Origin of the sequence: Streptomyces tritici, assembly GCF_048500665.1 — a bacterium.
GTDB classification, from domain to species: Bacteria; Actinomycetota; Actinomycetes; order Streptomycetales; family Streptomycetaceae; genus Streptomyces; species Streptomyces tritici.
The window spans coordinates 5,088,940-5,112,962 of the sequence record NZ_CP183183.1; the positions used below are offsets into that span (position 1 = coordinate 5,088,940).

A 24,023-nucleotide genomic window follows, 5' to 3' on the forward strand; every position below is an offset into this window, starting at 1 on the left:
CGCGCGCGTCCGCGCGACCGCCCCACGACCCCCCTCCGCCGAGTGTCTGTCCGCCGCGCGCCCCGGGTTCACCCCAACGGGCGGGCGCTCGGAGCGAGACGGGGAGCGCGCGGGGGCGCGTTCGCCCGCTCGGCTTGGTCGGTGATCACCGCCGAACTACCGTCGACCCATGGGACGCGGGGACCGGGCGACGCTGGTGCGGATCTGCGATCCCGCGGGGCGGGCGCGGGGGAGCGGCTTCGTCGCGGACGACCGCGGCACCGTCGTCACCGGCCACGAGACCGTCGACGGCCTCGCCCGCGTCGTCCTCGACGCGCCCGGCGGCCGCAGCTGGGTCGCCCGCGCCGCCGACGTCACCGCCCTGCCCGAGGCCGGGCTCGCCCTGATCCGCAGCGAGGGCCTCGGCGTCCGCCCGCTGCCGGTCGCGGCCCGCGACACCGCGTCTATCGAACCGGGCACGTACGTACGGCTCCCGGCGGGCGGCTGGCGCGAGGCGCGGGTCCTGGGCACCGGCCCCGTCACGTACACGGCCACCGAACAGAGCCACACCGTCGACGGCGTCCTCGAACTCGCCATCGGCACCGACGGCCGCGAGGCGCTGCGACGCAGCGGCGAAGCGGCCGGCGGGCCGGTGCTCGACGTTGCCACCGGCGCGGTGCTCGCCGTCCTCGGCACCGCGCTGCACGGGCGGCGGCGGGCCGGCGGGCACGCGCTGCCGCTGCCCCGGTCCGCGACCGGGCCGCTCGGCGCCCTGCTGCGGCGCAACGCCGCGACCGTCCCCTGCTACGGGGCCGACCTCAACCTCGCGGGCGTCCTGGAGCTCACCGCGACCGGCGCGCCGCCGGCCTGCCCGGGGGAGGGGCCCGAGCCCGTCGAGCGGGCCGACTGCGCGCGGGAGACCGCGGCGTTCCCGAAGAGCGACGCCTTGGTGCTGGCGCTCGTCGGCGCGCCCGGCACCGGCCGTACGACGGAACTCGCCGCCCTGTGCGCCCGCCGGGCCCGCGGCGACGAGCCCGCGCCCACGGTGTGGCTGCGCGGGGCGGACCTGCGGGCCGACGACACCTGTCTGGCCGACGCGGTCGCCCGCGCGCTGGAGCGGGCCGGGCGGATCGTCGCCGCCTCCGGGGCGGCCGGCGACCCGGCGGCCACCGGCCCGCAGGACGCGGCCCGGCTGGCCCACGAGGGCGGCCGGCCCCTGCTCGTCGTGCTGGACGCCCCCGAGGAGATGCCGCCGGCGCTCGCGCACCGGCTGCCCGGCTGGACCCGGGCCACGGGGGAGTGGCTGCGCCGGCACGCCGTCAGGCTCGCCGTCGGCTGCCGCCCGGAGCACTGGGAGCAGACCGCGCACCGCTACGGCGGCGAGACGCGCACCGTGCGCCTGGGGCCCCTGCCGGGGCCCGACGCCCGGCTGGCCCGGGAGCGCCACGGGCTGGCGGACTCGGCGGTCGCCCCCGAGGCCGCCGCGCACCCGCTGGCCCTGCGCCTGCTGGCCGAGGTGCGGGCCGCGCTTCCGGCGGACGTGGAGGGGCGGCCCGGCCGGGACGAGATCTTCACCGCCCACCTCGACCTGATGTGCCTGCGCGTGACCGTGCGCATCGCGGCCGGCCGGCGTCCGGTGCCGGCCGGCCCCGAGGTACGGCGCCTGGCGGCGCGGGTCGCCGGCCAGGTCCATGAGGCGGCCCGCCGCTGCCTGGGTCCCGGCCAGGGCGAACTGGACCGGGCCGCCTTCGAGGCCCTGTTCCCCTGGCGCACCGGCTGGGCCTCCGCCGTCCTCACCGAGGGCCTCCTGGTCCCCGCGGGCCCCGGCTACCGCTTCGCCCACGAGGAGCTCGCCGACTGGCTCCAGGGGGCCCACCTGGAGGTCGACGCGGCCCTGCACGCCCTGGTGCACCGGTACGCCGACGGCGACGCGGAACCGGGTGCCGCGGGCTCCCACCCCGTACCACGGCACCGCATCGCCCCCGTCCTGGAGGCGCTCCTGCTCCTCGACCGAACGCAGGGCCCGACGGCGCTCGCCGGGCGGCTGGGCGCGCTGGTGGACGCCGCCGAGCGCCTCGGTGAGACCGGGGCGGACCGGGCAGCGCCCGAAGGCCCGGGGGGTCCGGCGGGGGCTGGGGCGGGATTGGCCGGGTCCGGCGACGCGTGGCGTCCGGCGGTGGCCGGGGCGGAGTCGGTCGCGTCCGAAGACTCGTGGGGTCCGGCTGGGGCTGGGACGGAATCGGCAGCGTCCGACGGCCTGTGGGATCCGGCAGGGGCCGGGGCGGCCGCGTCCGGCCACCAGTGGGATCCGGCGGGGGCCGCGGCGGGCCCGGTCGCGTCCGGCGACCCGTGGGATCCGGCGGCGCGGCGGGAGGACGCTCGTTGGTGGGCGCGCCGCCTGCTCCGCGAGGTGCTGCTGCGGGTCCCGGCCGTGCGCCCGTACCTGCCGGTCCTGCGCCGTCTGGCGGACGCCGTCGGCACCGCGGCGCTCGCCCCGGGGCCCTTCGGGCCCGCCTTCTGGACCGCTCTGCGCATCCCGGAGGACGACCGCCTCGACCTTCTGCGCCGCCTCGTCCCCGCCGACCGGCCGGACGGGCCGCCGACGGCGCGGTACCTCGACGCCGCCGCCGAGCGGCTGGTCGCCGACCCACGGGGGGTGCAGCCGCTGCTGTGCCGGTGGTTCGGGGACGAGCGGACCGGCGTCGCCGCAGCCGCGCAGGCGCTGCTGTACGCGCACCGCGGCGATGCCGTCGACGACCTCTGCGAGGCGCTGGTCGCGACCGCCCACCCGCGCGCCGACGAACTGCTCGCCGGCCTCGTCGAGGACGAGCCCGCCGCGCTGTGCCGGGCCGTGGACCGGTGGGCGCACGACGACGGCCGCGCCCAGCGGCGGTCCGCCGCGGCGACGTACGGGCGGCTCGTCGCCCGCCGGGACCTCGCCCCGGACGACCGGGCGCTGCTGCGGTACGCCGCCCTCGCGCTGCTCGCCCGGCCCGGCGACCAGGGCCTGCACGCGGCCGCGCTCGGCATCCTCGTCCTGGACCCGGTGACCCGCGCCCGGTACCTGCCGCAGGCCCTCGCGGAGGGCGCCGTGGGGCTCGCCGCGCTGCTCGACGGCCTCGCCGCCGAGCCCGAGCCGGTGCTGGACGCGCTGCGCGAGCGGCTGCTCGGGGCCTCCGCCGACGACGGGCCCGTGCTGGCCGCGCTCGCGGAGGTGTCCGCGCCCGGGCTCGCCCGCCGGATCGCCGAACTCGTCCTGGACTACGCCCGGCAGCGCCCCGAGGGCGCCGCACACGTCGCCGCGTTCGTCGACCGGCGCTTCGAGGACGGGCCCGTGGGTCGCGCGGTGCTCCACCCGCTGGTGGAACGGCTCGTCCGGGACGGCGCCGAGCCGGTGCGGCTCGCCCTCGCCGGCCCGCTCGCGGCGCCCGGCACCGGGGCCTCCCGGCACCTGCGCGGCGAACTGCTCGACGTACTCCTCGACCGTCTGGACGGCGCGCCCGAACCCGGCGTGCTCGACGCGCTCCTGGCCGCAGCCGCCCACGCGGCGGAGCAGCGCAGCGAGCCCCGCACGCGGGCGCTGGTGCACCGCGTCGGGCTGCTGCTCGTCCGCACCCCGGAGGGCGCCACCCGGTTCGACCAGCGGCTCGTCGGGCTCGCCCGCGAGGCCCCCGGCTTCGCCGGACTGGTGGCCGCCTGGCTCGCGGACGCGCCGCGCGAATGGGCCGCCGTGGTGGGCCCCAGCGCCCGGCGCACCGTCGAGACGCTGGGCAGTTCCATGCCGATGCCGACCGACGGCCGCGGACATGGCACCCTTAGACCTGCGTAATCGGCGTAATGGGCGAACAGGCGGACGAGGAGCGGTCACAGTGCAGCGCTGGCGTGGCTTGGAGGACATTCCCCAGGACTGGGGACGCAGCGTCGTCACCATCGGCTCCTACGACGGTGTGCACCGCGGACACCAGCTGATCATCGGGCGGGCGGTGGAGAAGGCGCGCGAGCTCGGTGTGCCGTCCGTCGTCGTCACCTTCGACCCGCACCCCAGCGAGGTCGTCCGCCCCGGCAGTCACCCGCCGCTGCTGGCCCCGCACCACCGCCGCGCGGAGCTGATGGCCGAGCTGGGCGTCGACGCCTGCCTGATCCTGCCCTTCACGGCGGACTTCTCGAAGCTGTCCCCGGCGGACTTCATCGTGAAGGTCCTCGTCGACAAGCTGCACGCGAAGGCCGTCATCGAGGGCCCGAACTTCCGCTTCGGACACAAGGCCGCGGGCACGGTCGAGTACCTGACCGAGCTGGGCCGCACGTACGACTACGAGGTCGAGGTCGTCGACCTGTACGTCAGCGGCGACGCGGGCGGCGGCGCGCCGTTCTCGTCCACCCTCACCCGCCGCCTGGTCGCCGAGGGCGACATGCGCGGTGCCGCCGAGATCCTGGGCCGCCCGCACCGCGTCGAGGGCGTCGTCGTCCGCGGCGCGCAGCGCGGCCGCGAGCTCGGCTTCCCCACGGCCAACGTCGAGACCCTGCCGCACACCGCGATCCCCGCCGACGGCGTCTACGCCGGCTGGCTCACCGCGAACGGCGAGCGCATGCCCGCCGCCATCTCCGTCGGCACCAACCCCCAGTTCGACGGCACGGAACGCACCGTCGAGGCGTACGCCATCGACCGCGTCGGCCTGGACCTGTACGGCCTCCACGTGACGGTGGACTTCCTCGCCTACGTCCGCGGCATGCAGAAGTTCGACACCCTCGACGACCTCCTCGAAGCCATGTCCGACGACGTCAAGCGCTCCCGCGAACTCACCGACACCTACGACCGCGAACACCGCACCGAGGGGTAGGTGCCCAGGGCCTCGGCCAGGGAGCGGGTCTGCTCGGGGGTGATGCCCTGGGCCAGGCGGAGGCCGTTGCGGGGGCTGTGGGGTTCGTCGCAGACGAGGATGCCGTCGAAAGAGTCGTCCGTCGGTGCGGCTCCGGAGAGCGGGGACGTGGTGGCGGACGGGCCCCAGCTGGGCGGGTCCCAGAAGGGGTGGTCCGTGAGGAGGGCCTCGCTGAGCCGTGGTGCCTCGGGCTCCGGGATGCCGGCCCCGACGAGGGCCTCGCGGACGACCTCGGCAGCCTCGGGCGGGAGGTCGGCGTCGCCGAGGGCGGGCAGGAGCAACAGCAGGCGGGTGTGCGGGTCGTGGAGGCCGGGGGCCGCGAGGTCCGGCGTGCCGGCTGTGTGGACGAGTTCGCGCCACGCCAGGCCCGGGCCCGCGTAGTGGCCGTCGAGCGTGGCGAGATGGCCCTCGCGGTCCCACGCCGGGTGCGTGACGACGTACTCCGTGCCGAACTCGCCCGGCAGGCTGTGCACCCGCATCTCCACCACGTGCCCGCCGCCGAACGGGACGCGGAGGACGAACCGGCGCTCCGGATCGGACAGCGCCTCGAACGCCTCGTCCACATCGGCCCCGTCGACCCCGAACCACTCGGGCTCCGGCTCCTCGTCCTCCGTCCCGCACAGCCACATCAGATGGGCCGCCCAGAAGCCCGGGAGGTCCGTCAGGTCCTCCCCGGGCTCCGGCGGGGCGTCTTCGGCTGCGTCGAGTCCGGGCGTCTGCATGGGCCCAGACTGTCAGCCGCCACTGACATCCCACCCGTCAGGGTGCCCCGGCCGCCCAGTGGCAGGCCGCCCGGTCACCGAGGTGACCGGGAAGGACGGGGAGGGGCTCCTCGCGGCAGCGGGTCGCCACCTCGGCCGCCCTGCCGTTTGCCAGCACGTGGCAGCGGGCGTGGAAGCGGCAGCCGGACGGGATGCGGGACGGGTCCGGGGGCTCGCCCGAGAGGACGACCGGGGGCTCCTGGGACTCCGGGAGGACCGACAGGAGCGCCTGGGTGTACGGGTGCCGCGGGGCCGTGAGGACCGACTCCACCGAGCCGGTCTCCACGATCCGGCCCAGGTACATCACCGCCACCCGGTCCGCGATGTTCCACGCCAGGCCCAGGTCGTGCGTCACCACCAGCGCGGACAGCCCCAACTCGTCGCGCAGGCGCAGCAGCAGCGCCAGGATCTCGCCGCGCACCGACGCGTCCAGCGACGCCACCGGCTCGTCCGCGACGATCAGCTCCGGGCCCAGCACCAGCGCCCCCGCGATCACCACCCGCTGCCGCTGACCGCCCGACAGCTCGTGCGGGTAGCGGAGGAAGAAGCGCTCGGGGGGCCGCAGGCCCGCCCGTGACAGCGCCTCCGCGACCGCCGCGCGCTCGTCCCCCTCGTACCCGTGGATCCGCAGGCCCTCCGCGACCGCCTCGTACACCGTGTGCCGCGGGTTCAGCGAACCGCTCGGGTCCTGGAGGACGAGCTGCACCCGCTTCCGGTGCGCCTTCAGCGCCCGCGATCCGTACCCGAGCGGCATACCCCCCAAGGACACCGCGCCCTCCGTCGGCCGCACCAGGCCCAGGAGCGCCCGGGCCAGCGTCGACTTCCCGCAGCCCGACTCGCCGACCAGGGCCACGATCTCGCCGGCCCCGATCTCCAGGTCCACCCCGTCCACCGCCCGCGCCGGCGGCGCGCCCCGCCGCCCGGGGAACACCACCCGCAGCCCCTGTGCCGTCAGCAAGCCCGTCACCCACCGCTCCCCACGTGTACGCAGGCCGCCCTGCGGGCCTCGCCCGCGGCCCTCAGCTCCTGGTCCTCCGACCCGCACGCCGCCACCGCCACAGGGCAGCGCGGATGGAACGCGCAGCCCCCCGGCAGGGCCGCGGGGTCCGGCGGATCGCCGGGCAGCCCCCGCGGCGCCCGCCGGGACGCCGGGTCGCCGATCCTCGGGAACGCCGAGGACAGCGCCCGCCCGTACGGGTGCGCCGCCTCCTCGTACACCTGCCGCGCCGGGCCCTCCTCCACGATCCGCCCCGCGTACATCACCGCGAGCCGGTCGCAGGTGTCGGCCAGCACCGCCAGATCGTGGCTGATCATCAGCAGGGCGATGTCCTGGTCCGCCACCAGGCCCTCGATCAGCCGCAGGATCTGCGCCTGGATCATCACGTCCAGCGCCGTCGTCGGCTCGTCCGCCACGATCAGCCGCGGCTCGCAGGCCAGCGCCATCGCGATCATCACGCGCTGCCGCTGCCCGCCGGACAGCTCGTGCGGGTACGCGTCCGCCCGCGCCGCCGGCAGCCCCACCTGGTCGAGCAGCGCCACGACCTTCCGCCGCGCCCCGGCCGGCGTCGCCCGGCCGTGCACGAGCAGCGGCTCCGCGATCTGGTCGCCCACCCGCCGCACCGCGTTCAGCGAGTGCATCGCGCCCTGGAAGACGATCGACGCCCCCGCCCACCGCACCGCCCGCAGCCGCCCCCACTTCATGGTCAGGACGTCCTCGCCGTCGAGCAGGATCCGCCCGCTCAGCCGCGCCGACGCCGGCAGCAGCCGCAGCAGCGCCAGCGCCATCGTCGACTTCCCGCAGCCGGACTCGCCCGCCACGCCCAGCTTCCGCCCGGCCTCCAGCGTCAGGTCCACCCCGCGGACCGCCGGCACCGCCGCCGCGCCGGAGCCGTACGTCACCGACAGGTCCCGGATCTCCAGCAGGCTCACCGTCCCACCCCCAGCTTCGGGTTGAGCACCTGCTCGATCGCCCGCCCGCACAGCGTGAACGCCAGCGCCACCAGCGCGATCGCCAGCCCCGGCGGGGCCAGGTACCACCAGTGCCCGGAGGACACCGCGCCCGCCTCCCGCGCGTCCTGGAGCATCCCGCCCCACGACACCACCGTCGGATCGCCGAGGCCCAGGAACGCCAGCGTCGCCTCCGTCAGGATCGCCGCCGAGATCATCAGCGTCGTCTGCGCCAGCACCAGCGGCATCACGTTCGGCAGCACATGACGGGTCATCACATGCGCATGTCCGCCGCCGAGCGCCTTCGCCCGCTCGATGTACGGGCGGGACTCCACCGCGATCGTCTGCGCCCGCACCAGCCGCGCCGTGGTCGGCCAGCAGGTCACCCCGATCGCCAGGATCACCGTCCACACCGACCGCGACATCACCGTCGCCAGCACGATCGCCAGGACCAGCGCCGGCATCACCAGGAACCAGTCCGTGATCCGCATGACGACCGTGGCGAACCAGCCCCCGTAGTGCCCGGCCACGATCCCGACCAGCGTCCCGATCGCCACCGACAGCGCCGCCGCGAGCACCCCCACGAGCAGCGAGATCCGCGCGCCCCACACCAGCAGCCCCAGCAGCGAACGCCCGAACTGGTCGGTGCCCAGCGGGAACTCGGCGCTCGGCGACTCCAGCGCCGTGCCCGGCGCGTTCGTCACCGACTGCACGTCCGCGCCCACCAGCCACGGCGCCGCCAGCGCCAGCAGCGCGATCAGCGCGAGCCCGGCGAGACCGTACAGCCCGGCCCGGTGCGTGCGGTACTTCTGCCAGAAGCGCGCGGCGGAGGCGCCCCGGCGCTGCCACACCAGAGAGGAGGTCATCGGCCCACCCGGGGATCGAGCAGCGGATACAGCAGATCGGCCAGCAGGTTCATCACGATCATCGCCCCCGCGAACACCACGAACAGCCCCTGCACCAGCGGCAGGTCCGGCACGCTCAGCGCCTGGTAGAACAGCCCGCCCAGGCCGGGCCAGGAGTACACCGTCTCCACCAAGATCGAACCGGCCGCCACATGGCCCAGGTTGATGAAGACCATCGTCACCGTCGGCAGCAGCGCGTTCGGCACCGCGTGCCGGCGGCGCACCGCGTCGTCCCGCAGCCCCTTCGCCCGCGCCGTCGTCAGATAGTCGCCGCCCATCTCGTCCAGCAGCGACGACCGCATCACCAGCAGCGTCTGCGCGTACCCGACCGCCACCAGCGTCAGCACCGGCAGCACCATGTGGTGCGCCACGTCCAGCACGTACGCGAACCCGGTCGAGCCGTCGCCCGACTCCATCCCGCCGGTCGGGAAGAGGCCCGGCACCGGGCCCACGCCCACCGAGAACACGATGATCAGCAGCAGCCCCAGCCAGAACGACGGCACCGACCACAGCGTCAGCGCCACGCCCGTGTTCAGGCGGTCGCCCAGACTGCCGTGCCGCCAGGCCGAACGCGTCCCCAGCCACAGCCCCAGCGCCGAGTACAGCAGCACCGCGACCCCGGTCAGCAGCAGCGTCGCCGGCAGCTTCTGGACGATCAGCTCCCCGACCGGCGCGCGGAACTGGTACGACATCCCCAGATCCCCGGTCAGCGCCTTCGCGCAGTAGTCCGTGAACTGCTGCCACAGCGGCAGATCGAGCCCGAACTGCCTCCGCAGCGTCGCCAGTTGCTCCGCCGAGGTCGGCACCCCGTGGGTCATCGCCCGCACCGGGTCGCCCGGGATGATCCGGAACAGGAAGAAACTCGTCACGAGGACGGCGAGCAGCGAGACGGCCGCGCCGCCCAGCCTGCCCGCCGCGTGCCGCAGATACGCGCCGGCCGTGCCCTGCGCCGCGCCGTCCGCGGCGCGCCCCGCCGTACCCGTGCCTTCCGGGGGACGCGCCACGTCGGCCGGCGTGCTCGCCGTCGTCATCCGCTACTCGCGGTCGTCGGCGGTGGCGCGGCGGCGACGGGCAGCCCAGAGGCCCACTCCCGCGAGGATGATCACGGCGGGGCCGATGATCAGCCAGACGCCCGTCGAGGAACCGGCGCCCTCCGCGTCGGAGCCGCTGCCGGCCGGCACCGCCGACCACCAGCTCCAGTAGCCGTCCTGGCCGTAGATGTTGCCCGCGGCCTCGGGCATCGTCGTGATCGACGCGATGTGGTCCGTGCGGTACGCCTCGAGGGCGTTCGGGTACGCCATGATGTTCATGTACCCCGTGTCGTACAGCCGCGACTGCATCCGCTTCACCAGATCCGCCCGCTTGGCCGCGTCGTACTCGACCGCCTGCTGCGCGTACAGCGCGTCGAACTGCGGGTCGCAGATGAAGTTGTCCGTCGCGCCGGTGTCCTTCGGCGTCGCGGGCAGCGCGCCGCAGGTGTGGATGGACAGCACGTAGTCCGGGTCCGGGTTCACCGACCAGCCGTCGAACGCCAGGTCGTAGTCGCCCTTCACCCACGGGTCGGAGACGCTGTCCAGGCACTCGACCTTCAGGCCGATGCCCAGCTTGCCCCACCACTCCTGCAGGTACTTGCCGATCGCCTTGTCGTTCGGGTCGGTGGCGTGGCACAGGATCCGGAAGTCCAGCGCCCGGCCGTCCTTGCCGACCCGCTTGCCGGCCGCGTTCTTCTTGTACCCGGCCTGGTCGAGCAGCTGCTCCGCCTTCGCCGGGTCGTACGCGAGCGTCTGCGCGCCGCTCGGCTTCCAGAAGTACGCGCCGAAGCGCGGCGGGATGTAGCCCTCGCCCTCGACGGCATGGCCCTGGAACACCTTGTCGACGATGGTCGCGCGGTCCACCGCGAGGAACAGCGCCTTGCGGACCGCCGGGTCGAGCAGCGCCGGATGGCCGTTGCCGAACTTCTTGCCGTCCTTGGCGCGCGCGCCCGGGTTGGTGGCGAGCGCGAAGAAGCGGCGGCCGGGGGCGTCGTTCACCTTGATGTTCTTCGCCGACTTCAGCGCCTCGGCCTGCGCCGGGGTGAGGTTCGGGACGAACGACACCTCGCCCTTCTGCAGGGCCGCGACGGCCGCGTCACCGTCCTTGTAGTACTTGAACACCAGCTCGTCGAACTTGGGCGCACCGCGCCAGAACGTCTTGTTCGGCTTCAGCTTCAGGTACTGGTCGACCTTGAAGTCCGTGATGACGAAGGGCCCGTTGCCGACGATCGGGAAGCTCTGGTCGTTGTTGAACTTCGAGATGTCGGTGACCTTCTCCCAGACGTGCTTGGGCACGATCGGCACGTCGAGCGCCGTCATCGTGGCCTGCGGCTTCTTCAGCCGGATGACGAGGGTCTGCGGGTCCTTGGCGGTCACCTCGGCGAAGTTGGCGGTGAAACTGCCGTTCGCGGTGGCCGCGTTCGGATCGGTCATCATCTTGTTGAAGGTCCACGCCGCGTCCTCGGCGGTGGCCGGTCTGCCGTCGGACCACTTCGAGTCCTTGCGGATCGTGTACGTCCACGTCAGCTTGTCCGCCGAGGACGTCCACGCGGTGGCCAGGCCCGGGATCGGCTTGGCGTCCTTCACGTCGTAGTTGGTGAGGTACTCGTACGCCAGCCGGTGGATGCTGGTCGTCAGCAGCTTCTGGGCGAGGAACGGGCTGAGCGAGTCGACGCTCTGCGAGACGGCGACGGTGAGCACCTTGCCCCCGCCCTTCGCGTCCCCGCCCTCGGCCGGCGGGGCGGCCTGCGCGGCGGACGGGACGGCCACGAGGGCGGTGGCGGTGACGCCGACCGCGAGGAGCAGGCGCGTCAGGGGACGTCGGAGGACCGGGCGGGATGGAACCTTGACCATGACCATAGGACTGACCTCGCGTCGTGGATCTTGGGGCGCCAATCGGTGAAGCGAAGGTCTATCAGCGACGGCGGGGCGCGTCAACGATGAGTCAAACCCCTTGTGGACTGCGGGAATACGAAAAGGGCCCGCACCGTGGAGACGGTGCGGGCCCTCATTGGTCCAGACCCTTGAAGCCCTACTGCTGAGGGGCTGGCGGCGCCTGCGGAGGCTGCTGCTGCGGCCAGCCGGCGGGCGGCGCCGGGTTCGCGGAATCCGGCTGCGCGCCGGGGGCGGGCGGGACGGCCGGCACGCCGGGCTGACCGGGCTGACCCGGCTGACCGAGCGGCGGCTGACCCGGCTGACCGGGGTGCCCCTGGAACGGCGCGCCGGGCTGGCCGGGCTGGCCCGGGAACGGCTGGCCCGGCAGGGGCTGGGCGCCGGGGGCCTGCTGCTGCCACGCCTGCGGCGGCTGGCCGGGCTGTTGACCCGGCTGGCCGGGGGCTCCCTGCTGGCCGGGCATCGGCTGGCCCGGGGCGGCCTGCGGCGGCTGGCCCGGGACGCCCGGCTGCTGCTGCGGGTACGGCTGCGGGGCGCCGTACGGCTGACCGGGGGCCGGCTGCTGGGGCGCGTACCCCTGGCCCATCGGCGGCTGGCCGGGCTGGCCGGGCTGGCCGGGCTGCCCCGGCATCGGCTGCCCCGGCATCGGCTGTCCGGGCATCGGCTGTCCGGGCTGGCCGGGCATCGGCTGGCCCGGGACCTGCTGGCCCGGCATCGGCGGGGCCATGTGCGGCGGCATCTGGCCCGGCGCGCCACCGGTCCACAGCCCCTGCGCCTGCTGCGCCCGCGCGAAGTCCTCGGCCACCATCGCCGACAGGTTGAAGTACGCCTCGCGCACCTTCGGCCGCATCATGTCGAGGTCGACCTCGGCGCCCGCCGCCAGGTGCTCGTCGAACGGCACCACGACGACGCCGCGGCAGCGGGTCTCGAAGTGCGACACGATGTCGTCGACCTTGATCATCTTGCCGGTCTCGCGGACCCCGGAGATGACCGTGATCGACCGCTGCACCAGCTCCGCGTATCCGTGCGCGGAGAGCCAGTCCAGCGTCGTCGACGCGCTCGACGCGCCGTCGACCGACGGCGTCGAGATGATGATCAGCTGGTCGGCGAGGTCGAGCACCCCGCGCATGGCGCTGTAGAGCAGACCCGTGCCCGAGTCGGTCAGGATGATCGGGTACTGCTTGCCCAGGACGTCGATCGCCCGGCGGTAGTCCTCGTCGTTGAACGTCGTCGAGACGGCCGGGTCCACGTCGTTGGCGAGGATCTCCAGACCCGACGGCGCCTGCGAGGTGAACCGGCGGATGTCCATGTACGAGTTCAGGTACGGGATCGCCTGCACCAGGTCGCGGATGGTCGCACCGGTCTCGCGCCGCACGCGGCGGCCCAGGGTGCCCGCGTCCGGGTTGGCGTCGATCGCCAGGATCTTGTCCTGCCGCTCGGTGGCCAGGGTCGCGCCGAGCGCGGTCGTCGTCGTGGTCTTGCCGACGCCGCCCTTCAGGGAGATGACCGCGATGCGGTAGCAGGAGAGCACCGGCGTGCGGATCAGCTCCAGCTTGCGCTGCCGCTCCGCCTCCTCCTTCTTGCCGCCCAGCTTGAAGCGCGCGGCCGCGCCCGGGATGCGGCTGGACTTGGGCTTCTGCTTGGTGTTGCGCAGCAGCCGGTCCGAGGACAGCTCCACCGCGGCGGTGTAGCCGAGCGGCGCGCCCGGCACGGAGCGCTCGCGCTGGTCGTGCGTGACCGGCTGCGGCCAGGCCGCGCCGGTGCGCGGGTCGACCGGCCCGGCCGGCGGCTGCGGGACCGCCGCGTTGGGGTCCTGCGGCTGACCGGGCTGACCCGGATGACCGGGCTGACCCGGCTGGTTCGGCTGCGGGAAGCCGTAACCGCCCTGCGGGGCCGGGGCGTTGGCCTCGTGGCCCTGCGGCTGCTGCGGGACCTGCGGGGGCAGCGGCTGGCCGGGCTGGGGGAAGCCGTAGCCGCCCTGCGGGGCCGGGGCGTTGGCGTCCGCGGCCGGCGGCAGCGCGGGGTTCTGCGCCGGGGCGGGCAGCGGCGCGGCACCGCCCTGCGCCTGCGGCGCGGCCGGCGGCACGGGCTGACCGGGCTGGTGCGGCTGACCCGGCTGCCCGGGCTGGTTCGGCTGCGGGAAGCCGTAGCCGCCCTGCGGCGGTACGGGGGCGGCCCCTGCGCCCGGCTGCTGCGCCGGCCACGCCGGTACGGGCACGGGGGCCTGCGGCGGCATCTCGGCCTGCGGCTGACCGGGCTGGCCCGGCCGGCCCGTCTGGTCGGGTTGCGGGAAGCCGTAACCGCCCTGCGGCACCGGGTTCTGCGCCGGAGCGGGCAGCGCGGACTGGTCGCCGCTGGGCGCCGACACGGGCCACTGCGGCGCGCCCGAGGGCTGCGCGGTCTGGAAGGCGGGCGGCAGCGGCGGCAGGCCGCCGGCCTGCGGGGCCGGCGCGAAACCGCCCGGCAGCGCGGGCAGTCCGCCCTGCGGCGCCGGCGGCACGACGACGCCCGGCGCCCCCTCGCCGCCCGGCGTCGGACCGGCCGGGGGCAGCGCGGGCAGCGCGTCGTTCGGCACGGCGTCGGCCGGGACCGCGTCGTTCGGCACGGCGTCGCTCGGGACCGCGTCGTTCGGGACCGCGTCCGCCGGGACGGCGTCGTTCGGCTCCGCGTTCGCGGGGACCGCGTCGTTCACCGGGGCGTCGACCGGCTCGCCCGGCGCAGAGTCGGCGTCGGCGGACGCGTCCGCGTCGCCCTGCGCCTCGGCGGCCGTGTCCGTGTCGCCGGAGGCGTCCTCGTACCGGTCCTTGTCCAGGTCCAGGGCGAAGCCCTCGTTCGGAGCGGGAGCCGGAGCCGCGTCGTCGTCGGAGGGCCCGGAGCCGTCGGAGGAGCCGGAGGGGGCCTCGCCGTCGGCCTTCGCGAGCGCGCCCTCGGAGCCGTCCGCATCGCCGTCCCCGGCGTTCGCGGCCTTCTCGCGCGCCTCCAGCTCGGCCAGTTCCTTCTTCAGCGCGGCCGGCGAGAAGCGCATGGTCGCGCCGCTCTCCACGTCGCCCGAGCCGAACGGGTCGGCCAGCACCGGCACCGACGGCATGTCCGGGACGGCCGGCCGCGGGGCCTCGTCGCCCGGCGCGGACGCCGAGGCGGCGGCGTCGTACGCGGGACCCGCCGCAGGCGCCCCCGCGCCCTGCGACGCGTCCTGGCCCGGCGCGGGAGGCGGCGCGGGAGCCCAGTTGGGCTCGAAGCCGCCGCCGGAGGGCAGGCCCGGCATCGCCACGGGAGCGCCCGTCGGCGGCGGGGGCGGCGGAGTCGTGCCACCGGCCGCGGGAGCGGCCCCCGCGCCCGCTGCCTCGGCGTCCCCCGACGCGTTCTGCGTGTACCAGGCCGGCGGGGTGTAGTCGATGGTGAACTCACCCGACTTCTCGGCGGGCTCCGCGTCGGACTGACCGTCGGGCGGTGGGGTCCAGCCCGCCCGGATGTCGTCACGATCGCCGTTCACTTTGCCTCCTGGTGTGGTCGAGCACCGTTGTGCTTCCTGAGCGGGGCGACCGCTCCATGTTCCGGTCCGGTCCGGATCCGCCCGGCTCCCGCACCCTCCCACCCTAAACGTCAAGGGTGTCAGTGCGGCAGGGCAGCCGGTCTCCCGGGTCCTGTCCCGGACATGACCGTGACCTGTCCGTCGTTCGCGAGTGACCCTCCGCCTCCCCGGCGCGAGGCCGTGGGGGCGTCCGCGCGGGCGGGATCCGGTCCACGGAATGTCCGGCGCGGGCCGGATCCGGTCCACGGGAACGTCCGCGCGGGCGGGGCGTCAGTCCATCCGGCGTGCGGCGCCCAGGAGTCCGGACTCCGCGTCCGTGGGCCGGGTCATCGCCAGCCGCCGGTCGCGTGGTGTGCACCACAGCGTCACGCCGTCCGCCAGCGTCGGCAACGCGTCGGTCTCCGTGGGCGGAAGGCCCATGATCCAGCCGATCTGTTCCGCTTCGTCCGGAGAGACCCGTTGCACCCCGACCAGTTCCGACGTCCGCATCAACCCCGGTGCGACGGGACTCACATGCGGCAGCAGCGTCAGCACCGCCTGCCAGGGCGCGGCCGCGATCCGCCCGCGCGGCGGCCGCGTCCCGCAGTCCCGCACGACGAGCACGGGACGGTCGGCCGACGCGCCCGGCGGCGGCACCCGCCCCACCCCGTGCACCGTCACCCGCGGCGTACCGTCCTCGTCGCCCGCGGCCCGCGCCGGCGCCTCCCACTCCGCCGCCCGGCCCGTCTCCACGACGACCCGCGTCCCCGCGCCGGCGGCGCGCAGCGCGAGGACCTGCGCCGTCCACAGGCCGCCGACCAGCGTGACGGCGTACGGGGCGGGGCTGTTGAGCCCGAGCACGGCCGGCCCGCCGTCCGGGTCCACGCCGATCACCACCCCGTCGTCGCCCAACGGCAGCGCCAGCAGGCCGAGTCGGTCCACGGGTACGGCGTGCCGCCCGCGCCGCGGCCCGGCGAGCCCGCGCCCCAGGCCGGCCGGCCACCTCATCGCGCCCCTCCCAGCGGCAGCGTCGCCAGCATGCCCGGCACCTGCTCCCGGTCCAGGCGCACGAGCCCGGCCCGCACCTCCCGTGCCGCCCGCTCCAGTTCGCGCCGCGCCGCCCGCAGGCCCGCCTCCTCGCGCACCGTGACCCGTACGTGCCCGGCCACCACGGCCTCCCGCCCGTCGCCGCCGCTCAGCGTGAGGCTGAACGTCGTCGCGGCGGCGGACGGCGCGGACAGCCGCGCCAGGGGCCCCGGCGCCGCGCCGCCGTCGAGGCGCGGCCAGCGGTCGACCGCGTACGTGGTGTGCAGGCTGTCGTCGCACCGCCAGGTCCGCGCCGTCTCCCGCGTCCGCGGGGCCCGCGCCCGTCCCCGTACCGGCTCGGCCAGGGCGCGCGCGTCCGCGCCGGCCGAGGTCGCGAGCGCCGCCGTCACCTCCTGCTCGGTCAGTACGGCGGCCCGGAACCCGGCCCCGGCCAGCCGGCTCGCCAGCCGGTCCGCGGCGTGTACGACGCACCGCCGCGCCCCGAGCGCCCCGCCGCCGCGCGCCGCGACGGCCTCCGGGCACAGCTCCGGGTCGAGCTTGAGCGCGATCCACGTGAGACGGAGCGCGGGCGTGCCCGAAAGGGCATGCAGCGGCGCGTAGTTGCGCGACGCCACGGAGCCGTCGGACGCCGGCGGCGCGGGCCGCGTGTGCTGCACGATCTGCGCCGACTCCAGCCGGATCCCGTCCGCGTCCAGCGCCTCGTGCACCAGCCCGACCGGCAGCGGCAGCGCCCGCCGGAGGGCGCCGTGGTCGGCCTCCACGTGGACGACGGCGGTCAGGAACGTCTCGTCGCCGATCAGCCCGACCGGCCGCCGCTCCCGAGCCGAGTCGCCCGCGTCGTCGCCGAACGAGTACGTGCGCAGCGCCGGACTGCACTCCACGACCGGCGCGAGGCCCGGGTCCGTCCCCGCCGGCACGGCGGCCGTCGCCGCCCGCCGGGTCCGCGCCCGGAACGCGAGCGCCGTCGCCAGCCACTCCGGCAGCGCCCGCCGGCGGCGGCGCGCCACGGCGAGCAGCACCAGCGCACCGGCGACGACGCCCGCCGGCGCGAGCAGCAGGGGGTCGACGGCGCGGGCCACGAGCAGCAGGGCGGCGGCCAGTTGGAGCAGGACGAGCTGTTGCAATCGGAACGAGCCCGGCCGCCCGGGCCCGGCGACGGGCCGGAGCACGAGCCCGCCCGGCGACGCCGGGGAGGAGGCCGGTGCGGGCGGTGCGGAGGCCGGCGGGACGGGCGGGCGGACCGCCGGACCGGGCGTGCCCGGGGCGGACGGGGCGGGCGGAGCCGCGGCCTCGCCCGGCCGCGTCCCTGTCGCGAAAGCCATGCCGAATCCCCCGAAGTCGTCCCGATCGCCCCGGCCCGCCGGGGCTTCGACGCCCCGGCCGGCGCCCGGTCACCGTACCCGCTCCGCACAACGGGCCGGTCGGAGGGCATAGTAGGGGCCCGGCGCCGTCACCGGCCCCGGCGCGGCCCGGCGGAGAACGCGCCGGACGGGGCGACGGCGCGGCGGACACGGGGCGAGGACCGGGCGGAGACGGGGAACGGGGACCCATGGCGGCACGGCGGGACGAGCTGAGCGCGTACACCTTCGCGAAGAAGCGCACCCTGGCGGCGTTCCTCCGCCCCTCGCCCGCCGGCACGGACGAGGGCGCGCCCGCCCCGCTGCGCGCGGTCGTCCCCGGACTCGTCACGGCCGCGCTGCTGCTCGCCGGCTTCGGCGCCTGGGGGATGCTCGCGCCCAAGGCCCCCAAGGGCTGGGACACCCCGGGCACGAAGGTGGTCGTCGGCAAGCAGTCCACCACCCGCTACGTCGTGCTGACGACCGGCCGGGGCGAGCATCGCCGCACGCTCCTCCACCCCGTCCTCAACCTCGCCTCCGCCCGGCTCCTGCTCGACCCGCGCGCCTTCGAGGTCGTGTACGTCGACGACGAGGTCCTCGACGCGGGCCGCCCGCCGCGCGGCCCGATCCTCGGCATCCCCTATGCCCCCGACCGGCTGCCCGCCCCGGACGAGGCCGGCCGCGCCAAGCGCTGGGCCGTGTGCGTCCAGCCGGGCGGCGGGGGAGCGCGCGGCAGCGTCCAGAAGGCCGCGTTCGTCCTCGCGGAGCGGGACTTCGGCCGCACGGAGGGACCGGACCGCAGGCTGGCGCCGGGGGAGGCGCTGTACGTCAAGGGCCAGAAGGGCGCGCAGCGTTACCTCGTCGACCACACCGGCACGAAGTACCTCCTGCGCGGCGGCCCCGGCGACGCCGACCACCTCGCCACCGTCCTCGTCGGCGTGAACCGCGCGCCGCAGCCCGTCACCGACGACTGGCTGGCCACCCTGCGCACCGGCAGCCCCGTCGACTTCCCCGAACTGCCCGGCCGGATCGGCGCGCCCGCGGGCGTCGGCGGCGGCCTGAGCGCGACGGAGGACCGGGTCGGCATGGTCCTGCGCTCCGGCACCGGCGCGGGCCCGCAGCACTACGTCGTCCTGCCCGGCAAGGTCAGCCCGGTCAGCGACTTCACCGCCTGGCTCCTGGTCAACTCCCCGCAGACGCAGCCCCTCGACATGGACGGCCGCCCGGCGGAGGTCGGCGCCGCCGACTTCCCGCCCGACGCGACCGCCTTCGGCGCCGGACACCGGTGGCCGGCCGCCCGTGTCCGGCAGGTCAACACCCCGGACGGCGAGGGCGCGCGCGACACCGTGTGCAGCGTCCTCGGGCCGGGCGGCGCGCAGGGCCGTACGACGCAGTGGGTGTGGGCCGGACCGGAGTACCCGGCGGAGATCGGCCCGGCCGGCCCGGCGACGTACGTCACCCCGGGCAGCGGCCTGCTGACCGACGCCGACGGTTCCCTCTTCCTGGTGACGGACACCGGACTGCGGTACGCCCTGGGGGAGGAGGCCCGCGTGCGGCTGGGCTACGAGGACGTGACCCCCGTGCGGGTGCCGGCCGCCTGGACGGACTTCCTGTCACAGGGCCCCCGCCTGGACACGGACGGCGCGCGCCGCCCGCAGGGCTCGTGATGAGGAGCGGGGCGGCGGTGCTCGCGGCGCTGCTGCTGGCGGCGTGGCCGCCGCCGGTGACGACGGACGTGGCCGGCAACGGCGAGTGCCGGTTCCCCGGCCGGCTGACGGAGGGCACGCCCTGGCCCCTGCAGCGGGTGCTGCTCGACGAGTTGTGGCAGGACACCAAGGGCGCGGGGGTGCGGGTCGCGGTCGTCGACAGCGGCGTCGACGACGTGAACCCGCAGCTGAGGGACGCCGTCGACGCGGCGGCCGGCAAGGACCTGGTCGGCGCGACGGACGGCACCGTCGACGAGGCGGGCCACGGCACGAAGGTGGCCGGCATCATCGCGGCGCGCCCGCGCGCGGGCACCGGGTTCGTGGGCCTCGCGCCCGAGGCGACGATCATCCCGATCCGGCAGACCGACGGCCGCAGCAGCGGCGCGGCCGACGCGATGGCCGAGGCGATCGACCACGCGATCGCGCAGGGCGCGGACGTCATCAACATCTCGCAGGACACCTCCCGGCCGCTGGCCCAGGACTCCCCGCTGGGCCGCGCCGTGGCCCGGGCGACGGCGGCGGACGTCGTCGTGGTCGCCTCGGCGGGCAACGACGGCCGCGACGGCCGGCTCAGGAACACCTACCCGGCGGCGTTCCCCGGCGTCCTGGCGGTGGCCGCCTCCGACCGCGACGGCCGGCGCGCCGCGTTCTCCCAGCCCGGGGGCTTCGTCGGCGTCGCGGCGCCGGGCGTCGACATCGTCTCGACCGTGCCGGGCGGGGGCCAGTGCGTGGACAGCGGGACGAGCTTCTCCGCGCCGTACGTCGCCGGGCTCGCCGCCCTGCTGCGCGCCAAGCACCCGGAGTGGAAGGCCCCGCAGGTCGTCGCCCGCATCCAGGCGACGGCGGACCGCGAGGGCGACGGCCGGGACGACGACCTGGGCTGGGGCGTCGTGGACCCCGTACGGGCGATGGGCGGCGCCGATCCGGTACGCGCCGGCGGGACCCGCGTCCTGGCGGACCCGGCGCCGCTCGGCGCGGGCGGCGACCGCCGGGACCGCGACACCCGCCTGGCCGCGTACGCGGTGGCCGGGGGCGGGCTCCTGGTGGCCCTCGTGGCGGGCGCGAGCAAGGTCCTGAGGGACAGCCGACGTCGGAAGCGCCGCTCCTGAACTGGCTATGGTGGCCGCCTCATTCGCAGGTGTGACGAGGGGGCCACGGTGGGGAACCGGTTGGAAGTCGGTGCGGTGACGCTTCAGAGCTTCCGCACACGCATCGAACAGCTGCTCAGCGAGCTGGACCGCTCACCGGCGAACCCCCGGCGCCTCGCGGACAGCCGGGTGGCGGCGGAGGCGTACGGCCAGGGCTTCGCGGCCGCGACGGAACTCCACGCCTCGTACGGCAGGGTCAGGGCGCGGCTGGAGGCCCTGTCCCGCACCTTCGGCGACACGATCGAGTCCATGGGCATCGCGATCCAGATCGCGGACCGGGGCTACGCGGACGTGGACGAGGACCTGAGGCGCCGCTTCGCCGAACTCCAGCGCCGCGCGCGCGAGCAGTACGCGCAGGGCCTCCCGGTCGCGCCGGCGAAGGGCACCGAGACGGTCGCGACCGGCGGCTTCAGTTAGGCGGAACCATGCGCGAGGAATTCGACGGCACACCTCTGGACGCGCTGTACGCGATGATCGCCTTCGCCCGTCCGGGTGAACTCACGACGACGGGCGAGGCGCTGGCGAAGGCGGCGCCGAAGCTCGCGGAGATCGCGAAGGACCTCCGTCACTACATCGGCCGCGTCTCCTGGGAAGGCGCCGCGGGCGACGCGTTCCGCGCCTGGGGCGCGGACCTGGTCGCCCAGACCCTGCTGCTGGGCGACTACACGAAAACCGCCGCCCAACAACTGACCACCGCCGGCCAGGCCCTACGAGAAGCCCAGGCCTCCCTCCCCCGACCCACCGGCACGTGCCTGGCCGACCCGGCCCAGGAAGCCGCCCGAGCGGCCGCCGAAACGGGCCCCCACCTCCAAGAAGCCATCCACCAAATGGAACGCCTCTCGTCCCACTACCGCGTAGCCAAGGAACGCTTGGACAACGCGAAGGAACCCCGCTTCCGCCCGATCGGCAGTGCCGGCTTCGATGACATGGAGCGCCCGTACGCCGCACGGAACGGAGGTACTGCGGACTCATTCGACGGGTCGTCGTCGGCGACAGTTCCAGGAGCATTCGTGACGCCGCCAGAGGCACCGGAGGCGATCCCCCTTACGCACTGGACGGCATCTGGCGAGGGTGAGCCTTGGACGCCTACGGGGCGCCAGGGGGAGTCGTACTCACCCGTGGCACAGACGACGCTCAATTCTGCTCATCCAGGTGCAGTAGCAGGCTGGGAGCCGACCACGGCACCTCAGCCCAGCGCTGCACCTCAGGCCCTCAACGACTCTCCCGTTGTGGCTCCCACGGCTGCCGTAATCAGCCCCAACGGGCCCGGGGCTGTGGGGTCCCACAGTGGTAGAGACCTCCGCGGAAGCGCGCACCTACCGTCCTCCCGAGTTACTCGGATGCAGAGGGCGCCCGTCGGCAATGTCTTCGGAGTCGAGGGTCCCGTCCCGATGGTGGGCCCACCGACGAACGCCGTCCCGGGTTCCGGAGGCGGACGCCGCCCGACGAGTTTGCCGGACGGGATGCCAAGTTCTGCGCGTACGCCGTATACGGCCGGTGGTTCGGCCTTCCTCCCACCCATGACACCCCCCTCCGCTGTCGGGGAGCGGCAGACATCCGCCGGACGCCCGGCCTACCTCACCGAGGACGAGGAGACGTGGACCCAGTGCCAGCGCAATGTCGTGCCGCCCGTCATCGAGTAGGGGCCAGCATGATGCGTCACCTGGCCGGGCTCATCCTGGCCGCCGTGGCCCTTGCTTCGGCTCCTGCTACATGGGCAGAGGATCTGCGCACTGAGCACTGGTACTTGGACGCTATGCGGTCCGACCGGCTGTGGAAGGTTGCCACCGGGCGCGGCATCACGGTTGCGGTCGTCGACACCGGCGTTGATGCAACCGTGTCGGAATTACGCGGCAAGGTGCTCTCGGGTCGTGACTTCTACGAGGGACTCGGGCGAGGGCGGACGGACAGCCTTGACGAGGAGCGCCACGGCACGAACATGTCGCTGACCATTGCAGGCGATGCTGCGAACGGTGGCGTCTCTGGTTTCGCTCCGGGAGCAATGATTCTCCCCCTCCGAGTCGGCGACAAGCACAGCTTCGGCATCGCGCAGTCAGCCGCTGCAGCTATCCGGTACGCCGCCGATCACGGCGCGAAAGTCATCAACGTCTCCATGGGCGGCACCGCCCGCCCCTCCGACCGCCCCCAATGGCAAGCCGCAGTCGACTACGCCCTGCGCAAAGGCGCGCTGATCTTCGCGGGGGCCGGGAACGACGGGAGTGGCGTGGCGCAGTATCCCGCTGCGATTCCCGGGGTCGTGGCCGTCGGGGCGCTCGGGCGGGACGGGCGGCGGGCGGGGTTCTCGAACCACGGGGACCACCTCGCCCTCGCCGCCCCCGGCGTCGACATGCCCGGCCGCTGCACCGCCGACAAGACCCGGTACTGCGCCTTCGACGGCACCAGCCACGCCACCGCCATCGCCTCCGCCTCCGCCGCGCTCATCTGGTCCGCCCACCCGGAGTGGACCGGCAACCAAGTGCTGCGCGTCATGCTCCAGACCGCCGGGCACGAGGGGCCCGTGCCCAGCCGGTACATCGGCTACGGGTCCGTCCGCCCCGCCCAGGTCCTCCTGGAGGGCAAGGGCGACCCGGGCGACCCCGACGTCCACCCCCTCCTCCCCGCCCGCAGCCAGACGGCCCCCGCCGCGCCGGACCGCGCGTCGGACCACGCGCCAAGGCCCGCGCCGCACCCCGCACCGCCCGAACCCCCACGCGGGCTTCCGCTGTGGCCCGCCCTCCTCGTCGTCGCCGTCCTCGGCGGCGGTCTCGTCATCGTCCTCCTCCGACGTCACCCCAAGGAGCACCCATGAGTACCCCCTCCGCCGGTTTCGGGCTCGCCGACGACCCCGTCGTCCAGGCGAAGAACAAGATCATGGAGACCGGCAACGCCGTCACCCGTCAGGCCCGCGAGCTCGCCGACATCCTCGAGACCTGCAGCGCCGGCTGGACCGGCGTCGGGGCCGTCGGGTTCAAGCAGGCCCAGTCGCGGCTGAACGAGGACCACGACACCATCCGCCGCCTCCTCGGCGTCCTCCTGCACGCCGTCGGCGAGACGAAGAACCTCAGCAACGCCAACGACGAGGACGTCCGCCGCGCCTTCGCCTCCGCACGCACCTCCGGCGCGGCCCCCGCGCAGCACTCCGCCCTCAACGGCCTCTGACCCGCACGCACCCCAGGAGCAGCCCCCATGTCCGGCATCGACCAGAACACCAAGGTCCGCTACAGCAGCGTCCAGGAGATCGCCAACCGCATCCGCACCGTCTCCCGCAACATCGTCCAGGACCTCGAAGAGATGGACGCCGCCCTCCGGATCGTCACCGGGACCTGGGACGGCGAGGCGTACCGCGAGTACGAGATCCTGCAGCGCAAGTACCGGAAGCGGGCCGAGGACATGCGTGCCCGCCTCGACTCCGTGGCCCGCATCGTCGAGCAGGGCAAGGACAGTTACCGCTCCACCGACGTCAAGGCCTCGCGCCTCTTCACCGAGGCGCACTGAGAAAGGGCCCCCTCCAGGGGCCCTTCCGTCACCTCAGGTCGAACTCGCCGTCCTTCGCCCCGAGCACGAACGCCGTCCACTCGGCCTCCGTGTACCGCAGCACCGTCTCCGGGTCCAGCGACGACCGCATGGCCACCGCCCCGCCCGGCAGGTACGCGATCTCCACGCGCTCCTCGTCGGGGCTGGTCCCGGGCGCGCCGTGCCACTCCACGCCGCTGATGTCCAGTGCGTAGAGCTCGTCCTTCTCCTGCTGAGTACCCATCCCCGCAGCCGTCCCCTTCGTCGTGCCTGTCGTACCCGCCGTGACGTCACGCGCATCACCCGCGTCGTGCGCGTCACGTCACGTCACATCAACCTCGTGCGCTCGCATTATCGGCGCTCCGGTC

Annotated in this window: 19 protein-coding genes; 9 read left to right on the forward strand and 10 right to left on the reverse strand. The window is 75.3% G+C overall.

Going from position 1 to position 24,023, the window contains the following annotated elements; all coding sequences use genetic code 11:
• Positions 1-169: 169 nt before the first annotated feature.
• Together ACNJ93_RS23735 and ACNJ93_RS23740 are read left to right on the forward strand one after the other, a co-directional pair.
• Entirely contained in the window at positions 170-3,808 is a 3,639-nt protein-coding gene (locus ACNJ93_RS23735; protein WP_418959445.1) for a serine protease, read from the forward strand.
• A gap of 40 nt (positions 3,809-3,848) precedes the next feature.
• Positions 3,849-4,817, forward strand: coding sequence for a bifunctional riboflavin kinase/FAD synthetase (locus ACNJ93_RS23740; protein WP_418959446.1), 969 nt, complete (start codon positions 3,849-3,851; stop codon positions 4,815-4,817).
• On the opposite strand, the gene ACNJ93_RS23745 is transcribed toward ACNJ93_RS23740, so the two are convergent.
• The 9 genes from ACNJ93_RS23745 to eccE form a co-directional block, all read right to left on the reverse strand.
• Entirely contained in the window at positions 4,787-5,578 is a 792-nt protein-coding gene (locus ACNJ93_RS23745; RefSeq protein ID WP_418959447.1) for a hypothetical protein, read from the reverse strand. The genes ACNJ93_RS23740 and ACNJ93_RS23745 overlap by 31 nt on opposite strands.
• Before the next feature lie 37 nt (positions 5,579-5,615).
• Entirely contained in the window at positions 5,616-6,584 is a 969-nt protein-coding gene (locus tag ACNJ93_RS23750; RefSeq protein ID WP_418959448.1) for an ABC transporter ATP-binding protein, read from the reverse strand.
• Positions 6,581-7,546, reverse strand: a complete 966-nt coding sequence (locus ACNJ93_RS23755) for an ABC transporter ATP-binding protein (protein ID WP_418959449.1) — start codon at positions 7,544-7,546, stop codon at positions 6,581-6,583. The genes ACNJ93_RS23750 and ACNJ93_RS23755 overlap by 4 nt, the downstream gene beginning before the upstream one ends.
• The gene (locus ACNJ93_RS23760; protein ID WP_418959450.1) at positions 7,543-8,430 is read right to left on the reverse strand and encodes an ABC transporter permease; all 888 of its coding nucleotides are present in this window, start codon (positions 8,428-8,430) and stop codon (positions 7,543-7,545) included. The genes ACNJ93_RS23755 and ACNJ93_RS23760 overlap by 4 nt, the downstream gene beginning before the upstream one ends.
• Entirely contained in the window at positions 8,427-9,500 is a 1,074-nt protein-coding gene (locus ACNJ93_RS23765) for an ABC transporter permease (RefSeq protein WP_418959451.1), read from the reverse strand. The genes ACNJ93_RS23760 and ACNJ93_RS23765 overlap by 4 nt, the downstream gene beginning before the upstream one ends.
• 3 nt (positions 9,501-9,503) lie before the next feature.
• A complete protein-coding gene (locus ACNJ93_RS23770) occupies positions 9,504-11,360 on the reverse strand; it encodes an ABC transporter substrate-binding protein (protein ID WP_418959452.1) in 1,857 nt (618 codons plus the stop codon).
• A 172-nt stretch (positions 11,361-11,532) separates the two neighbouring features.
• On the reverse strand, positions 11,533-14,886 hold the full coding sequence (locus ACNJ93_RS23775; RefSeq protein ID WP_418959453.1) for an SCO5717 family growth-regulating ATPase: 3,354 nt from the start codon (positions 14,884-14,886) through the stop codon (positions 11,533-11,535).
• Positions 14,887-15,195: 309 nt separating this feature from the next.
• Positions 15,196-15,912, reverse strand: coding sequence for a hypothetical protein (locus ACNJ93_RS23780; RefSeq protein ID WP_418959454.1), 717 nt, complete (start codon positions 15,910-15,912; stop codon positions 15,196-15,198).
• Complete coding sequence (eccE, locus tag ACNJ93_RS23785; RefSeq protein ID WP_418959455.1) at positions 15,909-17,273, reverse strand: type VII secretion protein EccE; 1,365 nt, start codon at positions 17,271-17,273, stop codon at positions 15,909-15,911. Before eccE ends, ACNJ93_RS23780 begins: the two co-directional genes overlap by 4 nt.
• 227 nt (positions 17,274-17,500) lie before the next feature.
• Between eccE and eccB the strand changes: the two genes are divergently transcribed.
• The 7 genes from eccB to ACNJ93_RS23820 all read left to right on the forward strand — a co-directional run bounded on the left by eccB (position 17,501) and on the right by ACNJ93_RS23820 (position 23,637).
• Positions 17,501-18,955 (forward strand): type VII secretion protein EccB, encoded by a 1,455-nt coding sequence (gene eccB / locus ACNJ93_RS23790; protein ID WP_418959456.1) that lies wholly within the window; start codon positions 17,501-17,503, stop codon positions 18,953-18,955.
• The gene (gene mycP, locus ACNJ93_RS23795) at positions 18,955-20,103 is read left to right on the forward strand and encodes a type VII secretion-associated serine protease mycosin (protein ID WP_418959457.1); all 1,149 of its coding nucleotides are present in this window, start codon (positions 18,955-18,957) and stop codon (positions 20,101-20,103) included. The genes eccB and mycP overlap by 1 nt, the downstream gene beginning before the upstream one ends.
• Positions 20,104-20,178: 75 nt before the next feature.
• Positions 20,179-20,559, forward strand: coding sequence for a hypothetical protein (locus ACNJ93_RS23800; RefSeq protein WP_418959458.1), 381 nt, complete (start codon positions 20,179-20,181; stop codon positions 20,557-20,559).
• Between the two features lie 1,103 nt (positions 20,560-21,662).
• The gene (locus tag ACNJ93_RS23805; protein ID WP_418959459.1) at positions 21,663-21,785 is read left to right on the forward strand and encodes a hypothetical protein; all 123 of its coding nucleotides are present in this window, start codon (positions 21,663-21,665) and stop codon (positions 21,783-21,785) included.
• A 113-nt stretch (positions 21,786-21,898) separates the two neighbouring features.
• Positions 21,899-22,951 carry a S8 family serine peptidase gene (locus ACNJ93_RS23810; protein ID WP_418961506.1) on the forward strand — a complete coding sequence of 351 codons (1,053 nt, stop codon included), beginning with the start codon at positions 21,899-21,901 and terminating at the stop codon, positions 22,949-22,951.
• The gene (locus ACNJ93_RS23815) at positions 22,948-23,301 is read left to right on the forward strand and encodes a hypothetical protein (RefSeq protein WP_418959460.1); all 354 of its coding nucleotides are present in this window, start codon (positions 22,948-22,950) and stop codon (positions 23,299-23,301) included. Before ACNJ93_RS23810 ends, ACNJ93_RS23815 begins: the two co-directional genes overlap by 4 nt.
• A 27-nt stretch (positions 23,302-23,328) precedes the next feature.
• Positions 23,329-23,637 carry a WXG100 family type VII secretion target gene (locus ACNJ93_RS23820; RefSeq protein WP_418959461.1) on the forward strand — a complete coding sequence of 103 codons (309 nt, stop codon included), beginning with the start codon at positions 23,329-23,331 and terminating at the stop codon, positions 23,635-23,637.
• Between the two features lie 28 nt (positions 23,638-23,665).
• Here ACNJ93_RS23820 and ACNJ93_RS23825 read toward each other — a convergent pair whose 3' ends face one another.
• Positions 23,666-23,899, reverse strand: a complete 234-nt coding sequence (locus tag ACNJ93_RS23825) for a DUF397 domain-containing protein (protein ID WP_318102773.1) — start codon at positions 23,897-23,899, stop codon at positions 23,666-23,668.
• Positions 23,900-24,023: the final 124 nt, after the last annotated feature.